Annotated in this window: 20 protein-coding genes, 1 tRNA gene and 1 pseudogene; 11 read left to right on the forward strand and 11 right to left on the reverse strand. The window is 69.7% G+C overall.

What is annotated here, in order from left to right:
- Nucleotides 1-10 precede the first annotated feature (10 nt).
- From WFJ97_RS00870 to WFJ97_RS00880, 3 genes are all read right to left on the reverse strand, one after another.
- A complete protein-coding gene (locus WFJ97_RS00870; protein WP_336640163.1) occupies nucleotides 11-1,003 on the reverse strand; it encodes an NAD(P)H-quinone oxidoreductase in 993 nt (330 codons plus the stop codon).
- 38 nt (nucleotides 1,004-1,041) lie between these two features.
- A complete protein-coding gene (locus WFJ97_RS00875; protein WP_247622187.1) occupies nucleotides 1,042-1,602 on the reverse strand; it encodes a hypothetical protein in 561 nt (186 codons plus the stop codon).
- Between the two features lie 146 nt (nucleotides 1,603-1,748).
- A complete protein-coding gene (locus tag WFJ97_RS00880; RefSeq protein WP_247622188.1) occupies nucleotides 1,749-2,864 on the reverse strand; it encodes an AI-2E family transporter in 1,116 nt (371 codons plus the stop codon).
- An 85-nt stretch (nucleotides 2,865-2,949) separates the two neighbouring features.
- On the opposite strand from WFJ97_RS00880, the gene WFJ97_RS00885 reads away from it, so the two are divergent.
- Nucleotides 2,950-3,771, forward strand: a complete 822-nt coding sequence (locus WFJ97_RS00885) for a hypothetical protein (protein WP_336640164.1) — start codon at nucleotides 2,950-2,952, stop codon at nucleotides 3,769-3,771.
- On the opposite strand, the gene WFJ97_RS00890 is transcribed toward WFJ97_RS00885, so the two are convergent.
- The 3 genes from WFJ97_RS00890 to WFJ97_RS00900 form a co-directional block, all read right to left on the reverse strand.
- The gene (locus WFJ97_RS00890) at nucleotides 3,758-4,207 is read right to left on the reverse strand and encodes a BLUF domain-containing protein (RefSeq protein ID WP_336640165.1); all 450 of its coding nucleotides are present in this window, start codon (nucleotides 4,205-4,207) and stop codon (nucleotides 3,758-3,760) included. The genes WFJ97_RS00885 and WFJ97_RS00890 overlap by 14 nt on opposite strands.
- Nucleotides 4,204-4,464 carry a hypothetical protein gene (locus WFJ97_RS00895; RefSeq protein WP_336640166.1) on the reverse strand — a complete coding sequence of 87 codons (261 nt, stop codon included), beginning with the start codon at nucleotides 4,462-4,464 and terminating at the stop codon, nucleotides 4,204-4,206. Before WFJ97_RS00895 ends, WFJ97_RS00890 begins: the two co-directional genes overlap by 4 nt.
- 85 nt (nucleotides 4,465-4,549) lie before the next feature.
- Nucleotides 4,550-4,708, reverse strand: a complete 159-nt coding sequence (locus WFJ97_RS00900; RefSeq protein WP_336640167.1) for a hypothetical protein — start codon at nucleotides 4,706-4,708, stop codon at nucleotides 4,550-4,552.
- Nucleotides 4,709-4,873: 165 nt separating this feature from the next.
- Here WFJ97_RS00900 and WFJ97_RS00905 point away from each other — a divergent pair, with 165 nt between their 5' ends.
- Nucleotides 4,874-5,542: a DUF2510 domain-containing protein gene (locus WFJ97_RS00905; protein ID WP_336640168.1), complete on the forward strand. Its 669-nt coding sequence runs from the start codon at nucleotides 4,874-4,876 to the stop codon at nucleotides 5,540-5,542.
- Nucleotides 5,543-5,556: 14 nt separating this feature from the next.
- Here WFJ97_RS00905 and WFJ97_RS00910 read toward each other — a convergent pair whose 3' ends face one another.
- Nucleotides 5,557-6,906 carry an MFS transporter gene (locus tag WFJ97_RS00910; RefSeq protein WP_336640169.1) on the reverse strand — a complete coding sequence of 450 codons (1,350 nt, stop codon included), beginning with the start codon at nucleotides 6,904-6,906 and terminating at the stop codon, nucleotides 5,557-5,559.
- 139 nt (nucleotides 6,907-7,045) lie between these two features.
- Nucleotides 7,046-7,118 (reverse strand) — tRNA-Ala (locus tag WFJ97_RS00915).
- 154 nt (nucleotides 7,119-7,272) lie between these two features.
- Between WFJ97_RS00915 and WFJ97_RS00920 the strand changes: the two are divergent.
- The 5 genes and pseudogenes from WFJ97_RS00920 (at nucleotide 7,273) to WFJ97_RS00940 (ending at nucleotide 11,528) form a co-directional block, all read left to right on the forward strand.
- Nucleotides 7,273-8,334 (forward strand): annotated as a pseudogene (locus tag WFJ97_RS00920) (NAD(P)-binding domain-containing protein).
- A 4-nt stretch (nucleotides 8,335-8,338) separates the two neighbouring features.
- Nucleotides 8,339-9,130, forward strand: a complete 792-nt coding sequence (locus WFJ97_RS00925; protein ID WP_336640170.1) for a hypothetical protein — start codon at nucleotides 8,339-8,341, stop codon at nucleotides 9,128-9,130.
- A complete protein-coding gene (locus WFJ97_RS00930) occupies nucleotides 9,127-9,654 on the forward strand; it encodes a hypothetical protein (protein ID WP_336640171.1) in 528 nt (175 codons plus the stop codon). Before WFJ97_RS00925 ends, WFJ97_RS00930 begins: the two co-directional genes overlap by 4 nt.
- 10 nt (nucleotides 9,655-9,664) lie before the next feature.
- Complete coding sequence (locus WFJ97_RS00935) at nucleotides 9,665-10,318, forward strand: SDR family oxidoreductase (protein ID WP_336640172.1); 654 nt, start codon at nucleotides 9,665-9,667, stop codon at nucleotides 10,316-10,318.
- Between the two features lie 4 nt (nucleotides 10,319-10,322).
- Nucleotides 10,323-11,528, forward strand: coding sequence for a glycoside hydrolase family 3 N-terminal domain-containing protein (locus WFJ97_RS00940; RefSeq protein ID WP_336640173.1), 1,206 nt, complete (start codon nucleotides 10,323-10,325; stop codon nucleotides 11,526-11,528).
- A 7-nt stretch (nucleotides 11,529-11,535) separates the two neighbouring features.
- On the opposite strand, the gene WFJ97_RS00945 is transcribed toward WFJ97_RS00940, so the two are convergent.
- Genes WFJ97_RS00945 through WFJ97_RS00955 form a run of 3 tightly spaced genes read right to left on the reverse strand, consistent with a single transcriptional unit; the run spans nucleotide 11,536 to nucleotide 14,108 of the window.
- Nucleotides 11,536-12,405, reverse strand: coding sequence for a 3-methyladenine DNA glycosylase (locus WFJ97_RS00945; RefSeq protein WP_336640174.1), 870 nt, complete (start codon nucleotides 12,403-12,405; stop codon nucleotides 11,536-11,538).
- Between the two features lies 1 nt (nucleotide 12,406).
- On the reverse strand, nucleotides 12,407-13,432 hold the full coding sequence (locus tag WFJ97_RS00950; RefSeq protein ID WP_247622202.1) for an App1 family protein: 1,026 nt from the start codon (nucleotides 13,430-13,432) through the stop codon (nucleotides 12,407-12,409).
- A gap of 4 nt (nucleotides 13,433-13,436) precedes the next feature.
- Entirely contained in the window at nucleotides 13,437-14,108 is a 672-nt protein-coding gene (locus tag WFJ97_RS00955) for a DedA family protein (RefSeq protein ID WP_247956341.1), read from the reverse strand.
- A 41-nt stretch (nucleotides 14,109-14,149) separates the two neighbouring features.
- On the opposite strand from WFJ97_RS00955, the gene WFJ97_RS00960 reads away from it, so the two are divergent.
- The 4 genes from WFJ97_RS00960 (at nucleotide 14,150) to WFJ97_RS00975 (ending at nucleotide 21,288) form a co-directional block, all read left to right on the forward strand.
- On the forward strand, nucleotides 14,150-15,493 hold the full coding sequence (locus WFJ97_RS00960) for an anthranilate synthase component I family protein (RefSeq protein ID WP_336640175.1): 1,344 nt from the start codon (nucleotides 14,150-14,152) through the stop codon (nucleotides 15,491-15,493).
- Between the two features lie 34 nt (nucleotides 15,494-15,527).
- Entirely contained in the window at nucleotides 15,528-18,104 is a 2,577-nt protein-coding gene (gene leuS / locus WFJ97_RS00965; RefSeq protein ID WP_336640176.1) for a leucine--tRNA ligase, read from the forward strand.
- Between the two features lie 155 nt (nucleotides 18,105-18,259).
- Entirely contained in the window at nucleotides 18,260-18,958 is a 699-nt protein-coding gene (locus WFJ97_RS00970; protein WP_336640177.1) for a ComEA family DNA-binding protein, read from the forward strand.
- Nucleotides 18,955-21,288, forward strand: a complete 2,334-nt coding sequence (locus WFJ97_RS00975; RefSeq protein ID WP_336640178.1) for a ComEC/Rec2 family competence protein — start codon at nucleotides 18,955-18,957, stop codon at nucleotides 21,286-21,288. The genes WFJ97_RS00970 and WFJ97_RS00975 overlap by 4 nt, the downstream gene beginning before the upstream one ends.

The raw sequence follows: 21,288 nt of genomic DNA on the forward strand, positions 1-21,288 counted from the left end.
GCGCGTGCCGTCAGAGCCGCTCGGCGGTCGCATCGAGCACGACCTTGCCGACGGTCGTCCCGCTCTCCAGCAGCGCATGCGCGCGGCCGGCCTCGGCGAGCGGGAAGACGGCATCCACGGCGCCGCGGATCGCACCGCTGTCGACGAGCGGGAGGACATCGCGGATGACGCCGGCGACGATCGCGGCCTTCTGCGCGGCCGGCCGTGCACGCAGGAGCGTGGCCGAGACGCTCGCCCGGCGCGACATCAGCTCCCACAGGTCGAGCGTAGTCGGCCCGGTCGTCCCTCCGATGATCACGAGGTGGCCGTCGAGTGCGAGGCTCTCGATGTTGCGCTCGAGGTACGGAGCGCCGACGATGTCGAGGATGGCGTCGGCGCCGCGTCCGTCCGTGGCGGCGAGCGTGGCCGCGGCGAAATCCTCATCGCGGTAATTGATGGCCACGTCGGCGCCGAACGTGCGGGCCGCCGCCGCCTTCGCGTCGCTGCCGGCCGTGGCGATGACTCTGGCGCCGATCGCCTTCGCCCACTGCACCGCGAACGAGCCGATGCCACCCGCTCCGCCGTGCACGAGCACGGTCTGCCCAGCGGTGAGACCGGCGATCATGCCGAGATTGGAATACACCGTGCAGGCGACCTCGGGAAGACCCGCTGCCTCGACCATCGTGAGGGAGCGCGGCTTCGGCATGACCTGCGTCGCCGGCACGACGACCTCCTCGGCGTAGCCTCCCCCGGCGAGCAGGGCGCACACCTCGTCGCCGATGCTCCAGCCGTCGACATCCGCACCCACCGCGTCGATCACGCCGGCGCACTCGAGGCCGGGGCCTTCCGGTGCCCCCGGAGGGACCGGATAGTGGCCCCGGCGCTCGAGCAGGTCGGCGTTGTTGATCCCCGCCGCATGCACGCGGATGCGCACCTCGTGGGCGGCCGGTTCGGGCCGCGCGATCGGCACCAGACGCAGCACCTCGGGCGGGCCCGGGTGCGTGAAACGGATGGCGGAGGTCATGGGATGCCTTCTCTCGGATCGGGTGCGAGCGGGAACGCTCAGGCGGCGGCCGTGGCCGGGTTGCTCTTCGCGTACGCGATGATGCTCTGCGCGTAGTGCGGGGTCTCGAGCTCGCAGTGCTGACCGGAGGCCTTCTGGCGTGCCGCGGCGGCCTCTTCGAACGTCGCGCCGCTGGCCGTGATGAACTCGAGGAACTCCTCGGTCGGGTGCGAGGTGACGGTGTTGACGTAGCGCAGCTGGTCGCCCTCCAGCTGCTCCATGCCCAGCTCCCAGATCACCTGCGTGGTGGTCCAACCGGTCGGGGTGAGGATGTCGGAGATCGACACCATCTTGCAGTAGTGCTTGCTCGCGACCTCGTAGCGGTACTGCTGGATCACGAGGCCGGTTCCGATGACCTCGACGTTGATCGACATGGGCGTGCCGTCGTCGTCGACCGTGTAGCCGGCCGCCTTGTGGTCGCCGGGCGCGCAGCGCTGGTACTCGTGGGTGGGCAGGTTCTTGAGCCAGGACTCGATGTCGACGTCGTCGAAGTTGCCGGTCACATCGGAGGTGACGACGGCGTGGGAGAGCACCAGGTCGGAGCGGACGGTGACAGCCATGAGGGGATCCTTCGTTCGTGCCGGGTGGAGGGGAGAGCCACGCAGGATTCCCGGTGTCGTCCTTGCGTTCCTCCATCTCCCCATATCGCCCGGCACGGGGCATCCGACGAAGGACGGGGAGTGCTTCGTCGGCTGTCGAGCCCGCGTCAGACGGTCTCGGACCGCTTCTTGCGGAAGGGGCGAGCAGGCGTGTGCGGTCCGTCCCACACGGTGATGATTCCCCAGGCGACCGCGGCGAGCGGTACCGAGAGCACGGCGCCGACGATGCCGCCGAGGATCGTGCCCGCGGTCAGGGCCAGCAGGATGACGAGGGCATGCAGCTTCAGCGACCGCGCCATGACGACCGGCTGCAGGAAGTTGCCTTCGAGCTGGTTGACGAGCACCACGATGCCGACCACGATCAGCGCCGCCACCGGGCCGTGCGTCACGAGGGCGACGAGAGCGGCGAGGATGCCGGCGGCCGTCGCGCCGACCAGGGGGATGAAGGCGGTGAGGAAGACGATCACGGCGAGCGGGATCGCGAGCGGGATCTGCAGGATCGCGAGGCCGATGCCGATACCCAGCGCGTCGGCCGCGGCGACGATCGACGTGCCGCGGATGTAGCCGCCGAACACGTCGACGGTCTTGTCGCCGATCCGGCGCGCCCGCTCGTAGCTCTCGCCGGTGAAGGGGCGCAGCAGGAACTCCCAGATGCGGGGGCCGTCCTTGAGGAAGAAGAACAGCACGACGATCATCAGTGCGAGGCCGGTGAAGAAGCTCGCGGTGGCCGAGACACCGGCCAGGGCGCCCTGACCGAACGAGGCGCTCGTGAGGAAGTCCTGCGCGTTGGCCCAGACATCGTCGAGGTCGATGGCACCGAAGTCGAACGGGAGGGTGCCGAGCCAGTCGGTGACCTGTGCGATGCCGTCGGTGGCGGAGTCGACGAGGTCGTCCCACTGCGATCGCACGGTGAGCACGATGACCCACACGACGCCGCCGAGCACGGCGAGGATGCCGATCAAGGCGATCCAGGTGGCGAGGATCGACGGCATCCCGCGACGGCGCATCAGGGCGACGAGCGGATGGATCGCACTCGCGAGGATCAGCGCGATCGTCACGGGGATGAAGACGAGGGAGAGCTGCGTGATCACGAGCACGCCGACGGCGACGAGAGCGAGCACGATCAGGGTCTGCAGGCTGCGGGTCGCGACGACACCGAATCCTCGGGACCAGAGCCCCGGCTCGGCGGGCTTCGGCATCTCCGGTCGTCGGAACAGTCCCATCGGTTTCCTCCCGTTCGCCGGCGCTCGCGCACCGTGAGTGTCCAACCTAGCAACCGCCCCTGATGCTCTGTGGCAGGTTGGAGGGATGAACACCCTCCCCGCTCACGAGACGAGGCCGGTTCGACGCATCCTGCTCGTCGGATTCGGCAAGCTCGGCGCTCGGCTGGCACCCTCGTTGATCGCGGACGGGAGCGAGGTGTTCGCGCTTCGCCGCTCGGCATCCGACCTGCCCGCCGGCGTGATCGGTATCGAGGCAGACGTCGCGTCGCCGTTGCCCGTCGAGCTCCCGGCGATCGATTCGCTGGTCGTCACCCTTCCGCCGGGAGAGGGGGTCGACGCGTACCGCGTAGCGCTCGGCCATATCGTCCGTGCGCTGCCGGCGATCCCGGAGCGTACGGTCTTCGTGTCCTCGACGGGGGTCTTCGCGGGCGAGGAGCCCGACCGTGTGCTGACGGAGCGCACGCTGCCGCACCCGCAGACCGAGCGCGCGCAGGCGATCCGCGATGGAGAGCTCGCCGCGCAGGAGCTGTTGTCTGCGGTCGTGCTCCGCCCTGCGGGCATCTACGGCCCGGGCAGGGACTTCTTGATCCGCCGCGTGCGGGATCACGCGGAGGTGGACTATCGGCGCTGGACCAACCGCATCCATGAGAGCGATCTCGTCCGCACGATCGACACGCTTCTGCGCATGGCCTCTCCACCCGTGCTTCTGCACGCCGTCGACGAAGAGCCGGTCCGGCTCGGCGAGGTCGTGACCTACATCGCCGATCTACTCGGTGTGGAGCCGCCGCCGGATGCCGGGGCCCACCGCGATTCGGGCCATGTGTTGGACGGTGCACTCCTTCGCAGGGTCGTCGGGCCGCTCGAGTTCCCGTCGTTCCGATCCGGGTACGACGCTATGCACGGGTGACGGAGGGGACGGACCGCACGCGGAACCACAGCGTCAACTCGGCCAGCGCGCGCCGAGCGGTCTCGTTATCCACTCCCTCGTCGAGGTCGTCGAACGAATCCCGGTACCCCTCGGGGATGCGGCCGGAGAAATCGCGGAGGGGCCGGTAACCCATGGTCCAGTCGCTGAAGCGACGCTCCGCGATCCCGTCGCGCAGAAGGATCCGGAGGTCGTGGTGGCGATGGTCGCGACGGATCGTCTCGATGAGACGATCGACGACGTCGGGCGCCCCCTCGAGGATCTGGATGAACCGCCCGTCGCGGTAGAGGAGCATGCCGGTGACACCTCTCTGCGTGTTCAGGCGTCGGCAGGTCGTGAGGAGGTCTTCGAGAGCGGAGCTGCGGAACGGCTGCGACGCGGTGCTCGTGTAGACGACGGAGATCAGGTCGGCGCTCACCTGTCACCTCCGACGAGTTCGTCGCCCGCGGTGGACAGGGGCGTGCTCGGCGTCGACGAGGCGGTGACGGCATCCGTCGCTTCGTGGAGCGACGCGAACGCGCCGATCTCCCGCGATCGCGCATCGAAAGCGGCGTACTGCCCGTCCGCCCGCCGGTCGACGTAACCGAGGAAGTCCCCACCGCGACTGCCGACATGGAATCCGTCTTCGACGCACGCCCAGAGGACGTCGTCGGGGTACTGATCAGGATCGTTCACAACGTGAACGTTAGGGCGTGCCGCCGACATCGTCTTCCCCCTTGCGCTCAGCGCGCCCCGTACGGCAGGCAGAGCCGAAGCCCTCCTATGCTCCGCCGTCCGCGTCCGCCTCATCCTCGGGGGATGTGCCTTCCGGAGCATCGGTGGTGAAGTCCGCGTCGGTGATGTTCCCTGCGGCGATGTCGGAATCCGGGCCGTCGTAGGTGCGCGGGTCGTCGGTCTCGGGCGAATCGGGGGTGCTCATCTGATCTCCTGTCTCGAGTGAAGGGCATCATCATTCCGAGTGGACAGGCTTGCGGTCGAGGTCGTTGACTTCGGTCGGTCGTTCGTGCCCGACGAGGCATCCCGGGCATAGTGGAGGACACGAGTTCGGGAGAGTGCGATCCCGACGGACGCGGAAGGCCGCCGAATGGACGTCATCTCATGGTTCTGGCATCCCATGGCCCTGTACATCGGTTTCTTGGGCCTCAGCTTCCTCGGAGTCGTCGGCATCGTCGCCTTCATCCTCGTGCAGGTTCTCCGGAGCAAGGGATCCCCGGCACCCCTGCCGCCCAGCGGTGATGAGCAGTTGCGTGGTGGGCGGAGCGGGCCGGCCGGACTGCCGCCGGCCTACGAGTATCCCGCGCCACCCATGCCCTCTCCCGCGCCCCTCGCCGCCGGGCGGCTCCCCACCCTCGTGCCCGGTTCCGCACACACGGCGCCGCCGCGGCCACCCGTGAGTCCCGTCCCGCCGCAGGCTCCGCCTCCGGGCTGGTACGCGAGCGGCATCCGCCGGGTCGCCCGCTGGTGGGATGGCTCGTCCTGGACATCGCACCTCTCGTACCGAGGAGCGCCCACCACGGTGGAGAAGGTGCAGCGAGCACAGCGGATTACGCAGATCGGCTGGGGGTCGCTCGCCGCTGCGGTCGCGGTCTTCGGTCTCGTCCTCTCGCTCATGGATGGCTTCAGCCTGTCCGCGGCGCTCTACGCCTGGTGGTCGCCTCTCATGATCGGCGGCGGCGCAGCACTCAGCATTATCGCGACGACGCGCATCGGCAGACTGCGCATGGGGCCGTCAAGGTTCGATCCCCTCGTCTGAGAGGAAGCCGCGCGTCAGCGCTCGAACGACCCGGTGGATGCCCTCAGATCGGCGACGGTCGTCGCGCTCATCCGGCGCCCACGCGTCTCGCCGCCGAAGAAGACCGCGATCGCTCCCACGACGCACGCCGCGACGATGAACAGCGAGACCGCCCAGGTCGCACCGCCGGTCGCGGCGACGAGGGCCACGGCGATCAGCGGTGTCGTGCCCGCGCTGACGGCACCGGCGAGTTCCCGCGAGAACGCGAGGCCCGTGAACCGAGCACCGCCGGTGAAGAGCTCGGCGAAGTAGGCCGCCTGGGGGCCGAACATCGCGCCGACCCCGAGGCCCAGGCTCAGCACGATCGCCACGACGACGAGTGCCGGTGCCTCTCCGCCGCCGATGAGCCAGAAGTACGGGAACGCGAAGATCCCCGAGAAGACGATGCCGAACAGGATCACCGGACGTCGGCCGATGCGGTCGGAAAGGGCGCCGAACACGGGCAGCAGCACCATCGTCACGGCCGTGCCGATCGTGGTGGCGACGGGGCCGACGGATGCCGACAGCTGCAGGTTTCCGACCAGGTACGCGGTGATGAAGGCGAGGTTGATCGACGAGACGACGTTCTGGGGCAGTTGAGCGAGGAAGAGGGTGAGCATGGCGGTCTTCTCCTGCGCGAAGACGGTCTTCACGGGGGAGACGGGAGCGTGCTCTTCGGACTGCATCGCGACGAATGCGGGGCTCTCGGCGAGGCGGAGACGGATGATCAACGCCACGATCACGACGACGGCGCTGAGCAGGAACGGGATGCGCCAGCCCCAGGCGAGGAACTGATCCTCGGGCAGCTGGGTGACGACGGCGAAGACCCCCGAAGCCATCAGCAGACCGAGGTAGACGCCGGCCGACGGCCAGGCGCCGTGCAGGCCGCGGCGTCGCGGGTCGGCGTGCTCGACCGAGAAGATGGCCGCCCCGCCGAACTCCGCGCCGGCACCGATGCCCTGCACGAGGCGGAGGACGATCAGCATTATCGGTGCCCAGATGCCGATCTGCTCGTAGGAGGGGGTGAGCCCCATCAGGAACGTCGCCACGCCCATGATCAGCAGGGTCAGCACGAGCACGCGCTTGCGTCCGAGGGTGTCACCCATCCGGCCGAAGATGAGACCGCCCAGGGGGCGGATCAGGTAACCGACGGCGAAGGTCGCGAAGGCGGCGAGCGTGGCCACGACGGGGTCGGAATTGACGAAGATGATCCGGTTGAAGACCAGCGCTGCGGCCGTGCCGTACAGGTAGAAGTCGTACCACTCGAGGGCCGAGCCGACGAGGGCTGCGGCGCCGACGCCGAGCATCGAGTTCTTCTTCGTGGGGGTAGTGGGGGAAGCGTTCATGAGGGCTCCTGCGTCGTTGCGAGGGTCATGGTCGCAAGAATCCTACAGGAAACAGGATTCTTGTCACTCCCGCTATCATCGTCGCCGCGCCGGGCATGAGAAAAGCCCCGCGATCTCTCGCGGGGCTTCTCATCTTCGGTGGACCTGAGGGGACTCGAACCCCTGACCCCCTGCATGCCATGCAGGTGCGCTACCAGCTGCGCCACAGGCCCAGAATCGCTCCGGATTGACCGGGGCAACTCGAAAAGCGTACTACAGGTCGCGAGCTCAACACCAATCGGCTCGAGCCGCCCGGGCGCGTCGTGATGCGGCCGAGGCGCGAGAGCCCCGGGGAACAACGGCGGGTGCGCGCACGTTCACGTCAGCGTGAGCATCCTCGACAGCATCGTGATCGGCGCGGGTCAGGCCGGACTCTCGGCGTCGTACCACCTGACGCGGCTCGGCATCTCGCACGTGGTGCTCGATTCCGACGCCGAGCCGGGCGGTGCCTGGCAGCACCGATGAGATGCCCTGACGATGCGCGACGTGCACGGGGTCGCAGAGCTCCCGGGCGACACTCCGCCCCCGCGTGACGGCCAGCGCGCGAACATCGTCGTGCCCGCCTACTTCGCCGCCTACGAGCGAACCCATGTCCTTCCGATCATCCGACCCGTCACGGTCGATCGCGTGGACGACGAGGACGGCGTGCTCGTGACACGCGCAGGAGAGCGGGAGTGGCGCTCGCGCACCCTGGTGAATGCGACCGGCACCTGGACGCATCCGTTCCTGCCGCACTACCCGGGCATGGAGACGTTCCTCGGCGAGCAGCTGCACACGATCGATTACCCCGGCCCCGAGCACTTCCGAGGGAAGCGCGTTCTCGTGGTCGGGGGCGGGGCATCCGCTGTCCAGTTCCTCGGCGCGCTCGCCCCGATCACCGACACCCTCTGGGTGACGCGGCGCGAGCCGGTCTGGCGCACCGACGACTTCACGCCCGAGGCGGGCGCGGCAGCAGTCGCACTCGTCGAGCAGCGCGTCGCGCAGGGGCTGCCGCCGCAGAGCGTCGTGAGCGTCACCGGGCTCATGCTCCGCGAACAGGAGCGAGAAGCCGAGCGCCTGGGAGCATACTCTGCACGGCGACCCATGTTCACGCGTATCGAACCCGACGGCGTGCGCTGGGCCGACGGATCGTTCGAGCGCGTCGACGTGATCCTGTGGGCGACCGGGTTCCGGCCCGCGATCGGTCACCTCGCCCCGCTGCATCTGCGCAGCGCCGCGGGAGGCATCCAGCTCGATCGTGGCGGACGAGGAACGACGGCCGTCGCCGATCCCCGGATCCAGCTCGTGGGTTACGGGCCCTCGGCGAGCACGATCGGGGCGAACCGTGCAGGGCGCTCTGCCGCGACCGGAGTGCGGCGAGCGCTGGCGAACGTTCCCTCGATACGCTGAAGGCATGCTTCGCCTCGCACTGCTGATCGTTTGGTTGCTGCTCACCGCCTGGCTGGTGATCTGGACGGGCGAGGGGCTCTTCGGAATCGATCAGCGGCAGTCGATACTCCCTTTCGGGGGCGACAGCCTCGGTGCCCCGATCATGATCGGCGTGGCCTGGGGGCTTCTCCTCACCTTCGGGGGCGTGATGCTCGGCCCCGCCCGCCGACGACTCGCACGCGCGGGTGACGCACGGATCGGTATCGGACGCATCGTCGAGGTCGAGACCACGGGAACGACCATCAACGACGTGCCTCAGTACGACATCTTCCTCCGCGTGACCCCGACCGATGGCGACGACTTCGTGGCACAGCTGCGCACCCTCGTGCCGCTCGCCGACGTGGGGGCGCTGCAGGTCGGCCAGCCCCTCGCGGTGCGGTACCGGCCCGGCGACCACGACGCCCTCGAACTCGTTGATCCGTCCGATCCGGCGGTGAGCGAGGCGCTGCTGCAGTGGCGCATCGACCGCGGACTGATCGATCCGCGCCAGGTGCGGGCGCGCACGACCGGTACGCAGGTTCCGGCATCCGTTCTCGAGATCCGGCCCACCGGGCGCCGTCGCGAGGGCCAGTCCGAACTCGCGCTGCGGGTGCTGCTCGCACCCGAGGGCGGGGAGACCTGGGAGGCCGACACCACGGTGTTCGTGTACCCGCAGGCGATCCCGCATCTGCAGGTCGGCGCCCCGATCTGGGCGTTCTATCGCCGGGAGGATCCGCAGACCGTGGCCGTGACGATCGAGAAGGAGGCCGGGCGATGAACCCCCTCGACACTCTGTTCTGGCTGCTGAACTTCCCCGCGTCCCACGCCTACGCGATGGTCTTCATCGCCGGCTTCTCGATCCTCGGACTGTTCGCGATCTCGGCGAAACGCACGAGTCCGGGTGCGGCGCTGCGCCGTGTGCGGGAGCGCGAGGGTCTCCGCTCGGAGGGCGGCGCGACGCGCCGCGACATCGGAGGAACGACCATGCGCGTGCTGTTCCGCATCCTCGCCTTCGTGATGCTCGCGAACCTCGTCATCGGCATCCTGAGCCTGACCGGTGTGCCGGTCACGCGCGCGTACATCTACGACAACGGCCGCCCGACCGTGGGAACGCTCGACGGCGACTGGGTCACCTTCACCACGGGCGACGGGGTGGAGTACACCCTCGAGAGCAACTTCTTCAGCCCGGCCGTCTTCCCCGACCGCGATGCGTACATACCGGGCGGTCAGGGTGTGGTCGTACGCTACCTTCCGAGCCATCCGCAAGCTTTCGTGATCGACAGCTCTCAGCTGCCGGAGTGAGGAGAATCGCATGTCCCGCATCATCGTCTTCGGAGGGCACGGCCGTATCGCCCTGCTGCTCGCCCCGCTCCTGGTCGCCCGCGGCGACGAGGTGACCGCCGTCATCCGCAACCCCCAGCACATCGCCGATGTCGAAGCCGCGGGCGCGCGTCCGCTCGTGGCCGACATCGAGTCGCTCGATGTCGCGGGGATCGCCGATCTGATCCGCGGTCACGACGCGGTCGTCTGGTCGGCCGGCGCCGGTGGGGGAGACGCGCAGCGCACCTATGCGGTCGACCGCGATGCCGCGATCCGCTCGATGGACGCAGCCGAGGTCGCGGGAGTCCGCCGCTACGTGATGGTGTCGTGGATCGGCTCGACCGCCGACCACGGCGTGCCCGAGAGCGACGGCTTCTTCGCCTACGCCGACGCGAAGTGGGCGGCCGACGAGCACCTGCGCTCCACCGATCTCGATGGCACGATCCTCGGCCCCGGCACCCTCACGTTCGACGACCCGACCGGTCGCATCGTGCTCGACCCCGAGGGCAAGGGCGAGGTGTCGCGTGCGGATGTCGCCGCGGTCATCGCTGCCGCGCTCGTCGAGCCGTCGACGTTCGGGCGCACCATCCGGTTCGGCAACGGAGCGGCCGACGCCGCCCTGCCCATCGCCGAGGCGCTGAGCTGATCGGATGAGAGCGCTGCGTCGCTGGATGCTCGCGACCGTCGCCGCCCTCACGGTGGCGGCGGTCGCGGCACCCGCGGCGGCGCAGACGCCGTCGGATGATCCGCGGCCGACCGCTCTTCGTCTGCAGACGGATGCCGCGACCCCGGCGGCTCTCGGACCCGCTGCGCGCGCGGAGGCAGAGGTGCGCGGCATGAGCGTCGCCGAGCAGGCGGCGAGCGTCGTGATGGGACACATCCCGGTGGCGGATCCCGCGGCTCTCCACGCGTACATGCAGCAGGGACTCGGCGGCTTCATCCTGATGGGCTCGAACATCCCCGCCACCGAGCCGGAGCTGCGCGCGCTCACCTCCGCGTTGACGGTCGACGAGTCGCTTCCTCCGCTGATCGCGATCGACCAGGAGGGCGGGATCGTCTCGCGTCTGCCGTCCGACGCGTTCGCGGCATCGACGACCCTGAAGTCCGCGCCGGTGGCAGAAACGACGGATGCCTTCACGGCGCGGGCCTCACTGGTCGCCCGCGCCGGGGTCAATGTCAACTTCGGCACCGTCGCCGACGTCACCGCGGATTCCGCATCCTTCATCTACGGGCGGGCTCTCGGCACCGACCCGTCATCGGCCTCGGAGCGCGTCGCGGCGGCGACGACGGCGCAGGAGGAGTTCCTCGCTTCGACCCTCAAGCACTTCCCGGGACACGGAGCGGCGGAGGGGGATTCGCATCACGCGATCCCGACGACGCCGATGTCGAAGGAGCAGTGGCGCACGGCCGACGAGCCCCCGTTCGCCGCCGGGATCGATGCGGGTGCCTCGCTGCTGATGTTCGGACACCTCGCCTATACCGCAGTCGATGCCGCGCCCGCGTCGATGTCGGCCGAGTGGCATCGGATCGCTCGCGAGGAACTCGGGTTCGACGGCGTCATGGTGACCGACGATCTGGGCATGCTGCTCTCGTCGGGCGACCCCGCCTACGCGGATCCGGTGGCGAACGGCGTCGCCGCGATCGCCGCGGGCAACGACCTCGTGCTCATGATCGCGGGGTCCACTCCCGAGACCGCCGGTCGGATGGTCGCGGGACTGGTCGCCGCCGTGGAGTCCGGCGACCTGCCGGCAGAGCGACTCGCCGATGCGGCGACGCGCGTCAGGGAGTTGCGCCTCGAGCTGGCCGCCGACACCGCCGACTGGTCGGTGTGCGCGGACTGCACGCCCGCCGGCTGAGCTCGCCTTACGCGGCCGCGGTCTCCGCGTCTCCGAGCCAGGCATCGAGCAGCGCCGTGCGCAATGCCGCACCGCGGTCGGCGAAGACCCGCTGGCGGCGCACGTAGTCCGCCTTGCCCTCGCTCGTCTCGATCGGCACCGGCTCGACGTTCCAGGCCGAGAGGTCGTAGGGGGCGGCCTGCATGTCGAGCAGGCGGATGTCGCGTGCGAGCTCGAACGCATCGAGCAGCAGGTCACCCGCAACGAGGGGACCGAGCTTGGTCGCCCACTTGTAGAGGTCCATCCCCGCGTGCAGGCAGCCCGGCTGCTCGAACAGCGGCTGCTCCTCGCGCGTGAGCGCCGAGCGGTTGAGGGGCACGGCCTCGGGAGTGAAGAAGCGGAAGGCATCGAAGTGCGTGCAGCGCAGATCGTGCGCCTCGACCACCGCGTCGGTGCCCTCTCGTCCCAGCCGGAGCGGCACGGGATGGCGGTGCTCGTCCGCCTGGTAGACCATGGCCCACTCGTGCAGACCGAAGCAGCCGAACTGTCCGGGCCGTGAAGCGGTGCGGCGCAGCATCCGTTCGACGAGTCCCGCGAGCTCCGGCTTCTCGCGCGCGAAAGCCGGAGCATCGGGCACGACGCTGCCGGGAGCCGATCCCGCGGCGTACCAACGCCAGCCCGCGCGTTCCGCAGCGTCGGCGAGCTCGACGCCCGCGCCGGGATGCCAGCGACGCAACTGCGCGGGCTTGTACGAGTAGTAGGTGAAGAGGAAGTCCCACACGGGGTGCTTCTCCCCGGCCGCGGCGCGCGAGCGGTGCTCGGCGGTCAGGGCGTCGGCGCGCTCCTGGTGGGCGTGCTCCCGCACGCGCCAGTCGACCTCGTCCAGGGGGAGGGGCATGTCAGTCCAGGATGCCGGCGTCGCCGAGCCGGTCGCGGAGTCCGGCGCCGTCTTCGGCGCTGACCCACGGCACGTCCTCGTCGCCGTGCGGCTCGGCATCCGTGCGCCCACCGGCGAGAACGGCCTCCGCGGGGAGCAGACGACGGATCGCCACGCCGGCGACGGACTCGGGATGCTCCTCGAGGAAGGTCGAGTAGATGGCCTCGTCATGCTGCCCGTCGTCGCCGATGAGCAGCCAGCGCACGTGCGGGAACTCGTCGGCGAGCCGACGCAGGTTGGTGAGCTTGTGCTCACGGCCGCTGCGGAACCAGCGGTCGTGCGTGGGGCCCCAGTCGGTGAGGAGCATGGAACCCGCGGGGAAGAGGTGGCGGCTCAGGAAGCGACGGAGCGTCGGCGCGATGTTCCATGCGCCGGTCGACAGGTACACCATCGGAGCGCCGGGGTGCTGGCGCAGCAACTGGTCGAGGAGCACTCCCATGCCGGGCACGGGGATGCGGGCGTGCTCGTCGAGCACGAAGGAGTTCCAGAACGCGATGAACGGACGCGGCAGAGCGGTCACCATCACGGTGTCGTCGACGTCGGAGACGACCCCGAACGTGGTGGACTCGCCGACGACGAAGGCGGTCGCCTCGACCGGCTCCTGCTCTTCCGTCGACACGCGGAACGTCTGCCATCCGGCGTCGAGATCCGCGTGGATCACGGCGTCCACGACGCCGCCGCGATCGGCGACGACCTGGTGAACCGTGTCGCCGACGTGCACCGAGACCTTCGCGAAGCTCACCGGGATGCCGACGAAGCTTCGCCAGCCGCGGATGCTCGCGAGCTCGCCGTCCTTGCCGCGTCGCTGCGGCGGCACGATCAGGACGCGCCCGACGACGCGCACCCAGCCGGGTCCGCCATAGCCCGGGAACGGCACGACCGTCGCGGTGCGACCCCGCTTGCGCGCACGAACTTCACGCCACACATGGAAGCGGTGTTCGAGTCGGGCGAACCAGTGGATCCGGGGCGCCGGGGGTGCGGAAGCCATTGGCTCAGTCTTTCACGTCCGCCTCGGGTTCCGCGTCGTGGGCCTCGAGGTGGCGGGCTTCCGAGCGCTCGAGGAGCTTCTTGCCGAGGTAGACCACGACGAGGAAGACGACGATGATGCCGACGAAGACATATCCGGCGTAGTGCACGCGATCGACCATCTCGTCGAAGGTCAGCGCGGCGAGAGAGGTGACACTGACGTACGCGACCGCCCAGATCACGCAGGCGGGAGCCGTCCACGCCAGGAAACGCCGGTACGAGTAGGCGCTCATGCCGACCGTGAGGGGCACGAGGGAGTGCAGTACGGGCAGGAATCGCGAGAGGAAGATCGCGATTCCGCCGCGGCGTTGCAGATATCGCTCGGCACGCACCCAGTTCTTCTCGCCGATCCGGCGCCCGAGCCACGACGTCCGGATGCGGGGGCCGAGCCAGCGACCCAGGGCGAAACCGATGCTCTCGCCGATCAGCGCGCCGATGACCACGGCGATCACCATCGCGGTTGCCTCGACCGGACCTCGGACGCCGATCGAGGCCATGATCACGACGGTGTCGCCGGGCACGATGAGTCCGATGAGGACGCTGGTCTCGAGCATGACGGCGACGCCGGCGATGAGAGTGCGGGTGACGGGGTCGATCGAACGGATGAATTCGAACAGCCAGGTCAAGAGGTCATCCACAGCACGAGAATACGGGAGCGGCCAGGTTCTAGGCTGACAAGGTGCCCCATCGTCCACCCGCTCGTCCCCTTTCCGTCTGGGTCGAGCCCGTTGACGTCTTCCGTGTTCTCGACGCCTCGTCGCCGGAGGTGTTCTGGCTCGACGCGGGTCCCGATACGGCGAACGGGTGGAGCTTCGTCGGTGTCGGCGAACCGTCGGCGCTGCCCGCTGATGTGGCGCTCGGGGAGGTCCGCGGCGCTCCCGCCGACGGGGGAGCGGCCGACGATGAACGACCGCCGTTCCGCGGCGGATGGGTGGGCTGGCACGACTACGAGACCGGGGCGGCCGCGGCCGGTGCCCCGACCGACGACGGCGACGCGGATGACCGGGCGTCGTGGATGCGTGTGCGGCGTTTCGCCGCGTTCGACCATGAGCGTCGGCGGGTGTGGGTGCAGGCCGATGGGGACCTCGCGCAGTGGGAGTCCTTCGTCGAGGAGGCGGCGGTCGCGGCATCCGCTCTTCCCGACCTGCCGAACGCGCCGGTCGACGGTGTCGTGGCCGAGGCCCGGCACGAACCGGCGGAGTACGCGGGCCTCATCGAGCGCTGCCGAGACCTGATCCGGCAGGGGATCGCGTATCAGCTCTGCCTCACGACGCGCTTCTCGGCCACCGGCGTCGGTGATGCGGTCGCGGTCTACGCGCGACTGCGCGCCGCGACGCCCGCGCACCACGGAGGTTTCGTTCGGATCCGGGGGCGTGCGCTGCTGAGCGCGAGCCCCGAGCAGTTCCTCCTCGCCGCGGACGGCGTCATCCGCACGCGGCCCATCAAGGGCACGCGGCCGCGATCCGCGGATCCGATCGAGGATGCCGCTCTCGCTGCCGAGCTCGCCGTCAACCCCAAGGAACGCGCCGAGAACGTCATGATCGTGGATCTCATGCGTAACGATCTCTCCCGCGTCTGCGTCGCAGGGTCCATCCGCGTGGAGGGGCTGTGGGTCGTGGAGAGCTATCCCGCGGTGCACCAGCTCGTGAGCACCGTCAGCGGCACGGCGGCGCCCGGTGCGACCGTCGGTTCACTCCTCGACGCCGCATTCCCGGCGGGCAGCATGACCGGAGCCCCGAAGCTGTCGGCCATGACGCGCCTGCACGCGCTCGAAGGCGGTCCGCGCGGGATCTACGCCGGGTGCTTCGGCTACATCGGAATCGACGGCGCCGTCGATCTCGCGATGGTCATCCGCAGCATCGTGATCGATGGCGAGCGGGCGGCCGTCGGCGCCGGTGGCGGGATCACCTGGGGATCGGATGCCGCGGCCGAGGTCGCCGAGGTCGCGACCAAAGCGCGTGCGCCGCTCGCGGCGCTGGGCGCTGTCCTGCCCGGGGCCTGGGGTTCCGATATCCTGAACTGATCCCGATTTTCCTTTCAGATTGGTCGTGCGTTCGTTGTCTGAGAACCTGTCCACCGCTCCCGCCGAGGACGAGACGTCGTCGGCTCATGCCATCCAGGCCAAGTGGCAGAAGTACTGGGCGGAGAACGAGACGTTCCTCACCGGCGGCGATGACGACACGCGCCCCCGGCGTTACGTGCTCGCGATGTTCCCGTACCCGTCCGGCGACCTGCACATGGGGCACGCCGAGAACTACCTGTACTCCGACATCGTGGCGCGCTTCTGGCGTCACCGCGGGCACAACGTCCTGAACCCGATCGGGTGGGACTCCTTCGGGCTGCCCGCCGAGAACGCGGCGATCCGTCAGGGCGCCGACCCGCGCGAGTGGACGTATCAGAACATCGCGCAGCAGAAGGTCGGGTTCCAGGCGTACGGCGTCTCGTTCGACTGGTCGCGCGTGCTGCACACGTCCGACCCCGAGTACTACCGCTGGAACCAGTGGCTGTTCCTGAAGATGCACGAGCGCGGTCTCGCCTACCGCAAGAAGAGCGCCGTCAACTGGTGCCCGAACGACCAGACGGTGCTGGCGAACGAGCAGGTCGTCGACGGTCGCTGCGACCGTTGCGGCTACGAGGTCGTCAAGAAGAAGCTGACGCAGTGGTACTTCCGCATCACCGACTACGCCGACCGTCTGCTCGACGACCTCAACCAGCTCGAGGGCTTCTGGCCGCACAAGGTGCTGCAGATGCAGCGCAACTGGATCGGTCGCTCGGTCGGCGCCGACGTCGACTTCCGTATCGAGGGCCGTGACGAGCCGGTCACCGTGTTCTCGACGCGCCCCGACACGCTGCACGGCGCCACGTTCTTCGTCGTCGCGCCCGATTCCGACCTGGCCGCCGAGCTGGCGGCGGATGCTCCGGCCGAGGTGCGCGAGCGCTTCCAGACGTACCTCGAAGGGGTGCAGAAGGAGACCGACATCGCCCGCCAGGCGACGGATCGCCCCAAGACGGGTGTCTTCCTCGAGCGCTACGCGATCAACCCGGTCAACGGCGAGAAGCTGCCGATCTGGGCTGCCGACTACGTACTGGCCGACTACGGTCACGGTGCGGTCATGGCGGTTCCCGCGCACGACCAGCGCGACCTCGACTTCGCCCGCGCGTTCGACCTGCCGGTCAAGGTCGTCGTCGATACGACGGCGCCCATCACGGGAGCGATGCCGGTCATCGAGGTCGACGACGAGGGTGTGCCGATCGACACCGGCGCACTCGACGACCAGAACCCCGCGTCGACGGGCATCGCGCTCACGGGTGAGGGGCGTCTGATCAACTCGGGCGAGCTCAACGGCCTATCCAAGCGCAACGCGATCGCCCGCGCGATCGAGCAGCTCGAGGCATCGGGCACCGGTCGCGCCGCGAAGAACTACCGTCTGCGCGACTGGCTGATCTCGCGTCAGCGGTTCTGGGGAACGCCGATCCCGATGCTGCACGCCGAAGACGGCAGCATCATCCCGGTCGCGGAGGACAAGCTGCCGGTTCGTCTGCCGAGCATCGAGGGCCTGGATCTCAAGCCGAAGGGCACCTCGCCCCTGGGCGGTGCCGAGGGCTGGGTGCGCACGGTCGATCCGGCCACCGGTGAGCCCGTGCTGCGCGACCCCGACACGATGGACACCTTCGTCGACAGCTCGTGGTACTTCCTGCGCTTCCTCTCGCCGAACAGCGATCAGGTCGCCTTCGACCCTGCCCAGGCCGCACGATGGGCTCCGGTCGACTCCTACATCGGAGGAGTCGAGCACGCGATCCTGCACCTGCTGTACGCACGCTTCATCACGAAGGTGCTGTTCGACATGGGGCTGATCGACTTCACCGAGCCGTTCTCGAACCTGATCAACCAGGGCATGGTTCTCCTCGACGGCCAGAAGATGTCGAAGAGCAAGGGCAACCTCGTGCTCTTCCAGGAGGAGCTCGACGCGCACGGCGCCGACGCGCTGCGCGTGGGCCTGGCGTTCGCGGGGCCCGTGGAAGACGACAAGGACTGGGCCGACGTCTCGACGACGGGTGCCCAGAAGTTCCTGTCGCGGGCGCTGCGCATCGCGCGCGAGGTCTCGAGCCCGGTCGACGTCGTCTTCGACGGCGGGGACGCCACGCTGCGTCGCACGACGCACAAGCTTCTCTCCGAAGCGCCGGCGCTCGTCGAGCAGACCAAGTTCAACGTGCTCGTCGCCCGCCTGATGGAGCTGGTGAACACCATCCGCAAGACGATCGACAACGGTGCGAACGGCGCTGCCGACCCGGCGGTGCGCGAGGCCACCGAGACCGTCGCCGTGATGCTCGACCTCATCGCCCCGCACACGGCGGAGGAGATGTGGGAGATCCTCGGACACGAGCCGTCCGTGGGTCTCGTCACGTGGCGTTCGGCGAACCCGGCGCTGCTGGTCGAAAACACCATCACCGCCGTCGCGCAGGTCAACGGCAAGGTGCGCGCTCAGCTCGAGGTCTCCGCACGCATCGGCGAGGCGGAACTTGAGGCTCTCGCCCGCGGCGATGAGCGCGTGATCCGGGCGATCGGTGACAAGGAGATCGTCAAGGTCATCGTGCGCGCGCCCAAGATCGTGAGCTTCGTCGTCAAGGGCTGATCCGCTCTCTCGATCGAGACCGCCGTCCGGATGCCGGGCGGCGGTCTCGGCGTTCCGGCGGGTGTGGTTCTGCACGGCTGACCGATGTGCGGAGTTGTCCACGGTGTGCGGGAAGCGATGCGGGGCGGCGGAATCGGGCGGCCTAGCGTGGGCGGATGCCGCCGACCGAAGCACTTCCCGATGAAGACCTGCCTGTGGATGCTGCGCTCGTGGATCCTCCGTCGGCGCCCCGGCGCCTGCGCCTGAGCATCGGAGCTGCGGTCGTGCTCGCCCTCGTCGTGCTCTCGGCCGCGGTCGGGCTCGGCATCCTCCGCGGGCAGGCCGCGCCCGTCGAGACGGTGTCGATCGGAGACGAATCGATCGGAGACGAGTCGACCGGTGCGACGGGTGCCGCGGGCGCCACCGCGCCGGGCGGGGAGCTCTACGTGCACGTCCTCGGCGCCGTCGAGAAGCCGGGACTGTACGTGCTCGCGATCGATGCTCGGATCGTCGACGCCCTCGCTGCGGCCGGCGGAACGACCGAGGAGGCCGACCTCGCCGCGATCAACCTCGCCCGCATCGTGACCGACGGCGAGCAGGTGGTCGTGCCCGTCGTCGGCGCGACCGTTCCCGAACCGGGTTCCGGCACGGCTCCGGGCTCGGGGTCGACCGCTCCGGGCGACGACCGGATCGACCTGAACTCCGCGGATCAGGCGGCGCTCGAGACCCTGCCGCGCATCGGCCCCGCGCTGGCCGAGCGCATCATCTCGTGGCGCGACGAGAACGGGCGTTTCCAGACCGTCGACGACCTCCTCGCCGTGCCGGGCATCGGCGAGAAGCTGCTCGAGGGTCTACGCGACGGGGTGCGGGTGTGAGGCGACGCGACCTCCGACTGCTGCCGATCGCCGGGGGAGCCTGGGCGGCGGGGCTGCTGTGCGTGTTCCTCCCGCAGATCGCGGGCGCAGCGGCTGCGGCCTGCATGCTCGCGGCCATTGTGGCCGGGGTCGTCGTGAGGTGTTCCCGCACTCGTGGAGCGGAGCGCGGGGGACTCGTGATCGTGGTGCTCGCGGCGGCGGCCGCGGTGGCGACGACAGTCTGCCTCGCCATGCCGGCGCGCGAGGCGGTTCGCGAGCGGGAGGCGTTCGCGGTCGAGGTCGTCGCGGACGTGTCGTCGTCGGCGTCGGTCGGGAAGGACGGGCGCCTCTGGTTCGAGGCGCAGTCTCGCTCTATCGAATCGGCGAAAGGTACAGCAGCGGTCTCGGCGCCGGTGCGTATCGGTATCGAGCCAGCCGAAGGCTTCGATCTCGGCGCGACGATCCGAGTGACGGGGCAGATGGAGGCGACGGATCCGGGGGAGCGCTCGGCAGCCGTCGTCTTCGCGAGCGAGGCGGAGATCGTGCGCCCGGCTTCGGGGGTCTTCGCGGTTGCGGCTGGCGCGCGCAGCGCGTTCATCGAGCGAGTGACGCGCCTGCCCGAGCCGGGTGCGGGGTTGCTGCCCGGTCTCGCCGTCGGTGACACCCGGGCGGTCTCCGACGCGCTGAACGACGACATGCGCACGAGCGGCCTCAGTCACCTCACGGCCGTGTCGGGCGCCAACTGCGCGATCGTGGTCGCGGCGGCGTTCTGGCTCGTGGCCGTGTGCGGGGGCGGGCGCCGTCTGCGGGTCGTCGTCGCCGCTCTCGCACTGGCCGGATTCGTGGTGCTGGTGACCCCCGAACCCAGTGTGATCCGCGCGGCGGTGATGGCCGGGGTCGCGATGCTCACGGTGCTCCTCGGCCGTCCGAGCGCCGGCGCGGGGATGCTCGCCCTGTGCGCGACCGGCATCCTCGTCGCCGACCCCTGGCTGGCCGCGACGGCCGGGTTCGCCCTGTCGGTCGCGGCATCGGGGGCGCTCATCCTGCTGGCGCCTCCGCTCGCGCGCGGACTCGCTCGGTGGATGCCGCAGCCGCTCGCTCTCGCGATCTCCGTGCCCCTCGCCGCCCAACTGGCCTGCGGTCCGATCATCGCGCTGTTCGCCGAGCAGCAGTCCCTGGTGGGGATCGCCGCCAACCTGCTCGCCGCTCCCGCGGCGCCGATCGCGACCGTGATCGGTCTTCTCGCCTGCCTCGCTGCCCCGATCCCGATGCTCGCCGATCTTCTCGCGGCATCCGCCTGGTTGCCGGCCGCGTGGATCTCGGTGACCGCGACGGTGAGCGCGCGATTGCCGCTCGCGCAGGCATCCCTGGTACCCGGCATCGGCAGTGCCGTGCTCGTCGCGGTGCTCAGCGCCGCCCTGGGGATCATCGTGCGCGGGCGCCGAGGAACGAGCGGCGTCGGCGGCCGCCGAGGTCGGTGGTTCTCCTGGACGTACCGCGTCGCGGCGGTGGTGCTCATCGTGGCGTTCTCGCTCGGCGGCGCGCATCTCGCTCTGCAGGGGCCGCTCGCTGCAATGGCGGCGCCATCCGGCTGGTCGATCGCGGCGTGCGACGTGGGGCAGGGGGATGCGCTCCTCGTGCGATCGGAAGGAGAAGTCGCACTTATCGACACCGGTCCGGAGCCGGGCCCGCTCGGCGACTGCCTGCGGTCGCTCGGCATCGACCGCATCGACCTCCTCGTGTTGACGCACTTCGACCTCGATCATGTCGGGGGAGCGGACGCCGTGCGCGGACGGGTCGACGCGGTGCTCCACGGACCCGTCGTCGAGGCGGAGGAACAGCGGATCCTCGACGGGCTGGGGGCCGGTGGTGCGACTGTCACCGAGGCGACGGCGGGGATGCGCGGCACGCTCGGCGCATCGACCTGGCGGGTGCTCTGGCCGCTCCGCGAGTCGGCGGTGTTCCCCTCCGGCAACGACGCGAGTGTCGTGATGGAGGTCTCCGGTGGTGGCGTGCCGCGCTCGCTCTACCTCGGCGACCTGTCGGCCGAAGCGCAGCGGATGCTCGCGCGCAACGCCCGTCTGACGGGACCCTACGACGTGGTCAAGGTCGCCCATCACGGCAGTGCCGATCAGGATCCCGCGATCTACGAGACGATCCGTCCGGCGATCGCGGTCTTCAGCGCGGGCATCGACAACGACTACGGCCATCCGCGCGCGGAGACGCTCGACCTGCTGACGGCGGTCGGGGCGCACGTTCTGCGCACCGATCGACAGGGACGCATCCTGCTGGGGATCGACGACGGCCGGATCGCGGTCTGGACGGAATCCGACGTCGGTGCCCGCGAGTAG

This window comes from Microbacterium sp. USHLN272 (assembly GCF_037149655.1).
GTDB classification, from domain to species: domain Bacteria; phylum Actinomycetota; class Actinomycetes; order Actinomycetales; family Microbacteriaceae; genus Microbacterium; species Microbacterium galbinum.

What these genes read in the sequence shown, in the direction of transcription:
- WFJ97_RS00870 (WP_336640163.1), bottom strand. Translation starts at nt 1,003, where the DNA reads ATGACCTCCGCCATCCGTTTCACGCACCCGGGCCCGCCCGAGGTGCTG.
- WFJ97_RS00885 (WP_336640164.1), top strand. Translation starts at nt 2,950, where the DNA reads ATGAACACCCTCCCCGCTCACGAGACGAGGCCGGTTCGACGCATCCTG.
- WFJ97_RS00950 (WP_247622202.1), bottom strand. Translation starts at nt 13,432, where the DNA reads ATGGCTTCCGCACCCCCGGCGCCCCGGATCCACTGGTTCGCCCGACTC.
- WFJ97_RS00970 (WP_336640177.1), top strand. Translation starts at nt 18,260, where the DNA reads ATGCCGCCGACCGAAGCACTTCCCGATGAAGACCTGCCTGTGGATGCT.
- WFJ97_RS00900 (WP_336640167.1), bottom strand. Translation starts at nt 4,708, where the DNA reads ATGAGCACCCCCGATTCGCCCGAGACCGACGACCCGCGCACCTACGAC.
- WFJ97_RS00905 (WP_336640168.1), top strand. Translation starts at nt 4,874, where the DNA reads ATGGACGTCATCTCATGGTTCTGGCATCCCATGGCCCTGTACATCGGT.
- WFJ97_RS00880 (WP_247622188.1), bottom strand. Translation starts at nt 2,864, where the DNA reads ATGGGACTGTTCCGACGACCGGAGATGCCGAAGCCCGCCGAGCCGGGG.
- WFJ97_RS00875 (WP_247622187.1), bottom strand. Translation starts at nt 1,602, where the DNA reads ATGGCTGTCACCGTCCGCTCCGACCTGGTGCTCTCCCACGCCGTCGTC.
- WFJ97_RS00910 (WP_336640169.1), bottom strand. Translation starts at nt 6,906, where the DNA reads ATGAACGCTTCCCCCACTACCCCCACGAAGAAGAACTCGATGCTCGGC.
- WFJ97_RS00925 (WP_336640170.1), top strand. Translation starts at nt 8,339, where the DNA reads ATGCTTCGCCTCGCACTGCTGATCGTTTGGTTGCTGCTCACCGCCTGG.
- WFJ97_RS00945 (WP_336640174.1), bottom strand. Translation starts at nt 12,405, where the DNA reads ATGCCCCTCCCCCTGGACGAGGTCGACTGGCGCGTGCGGGAGCACGCC.
- WFJ97_RS00935 (WP_336640172.1), top strand. Translation starts at nt 9,665, where the DNA reads ATGTCCCGCATCATCGTCTTCGGAGGGCACGGCCGTATCGCCCTGCTG.
- WFJ97_RS00940 (WP_336640173.1), top strand. Translation starts at nt 10,323, where the DNA reads ATGAGAGCGCTGCGTCGCTGGATGCTCGCGACCGTCGCCGCCCTCACG.
- WFJ97_RS00930 (WP_336640171.1), top strand. Translation starts at nt 9,127, where the DNA reads ATGAACCCCCTCGACACTCTGTTCTGGCTGCTGAACTTCCCCGCGTCC.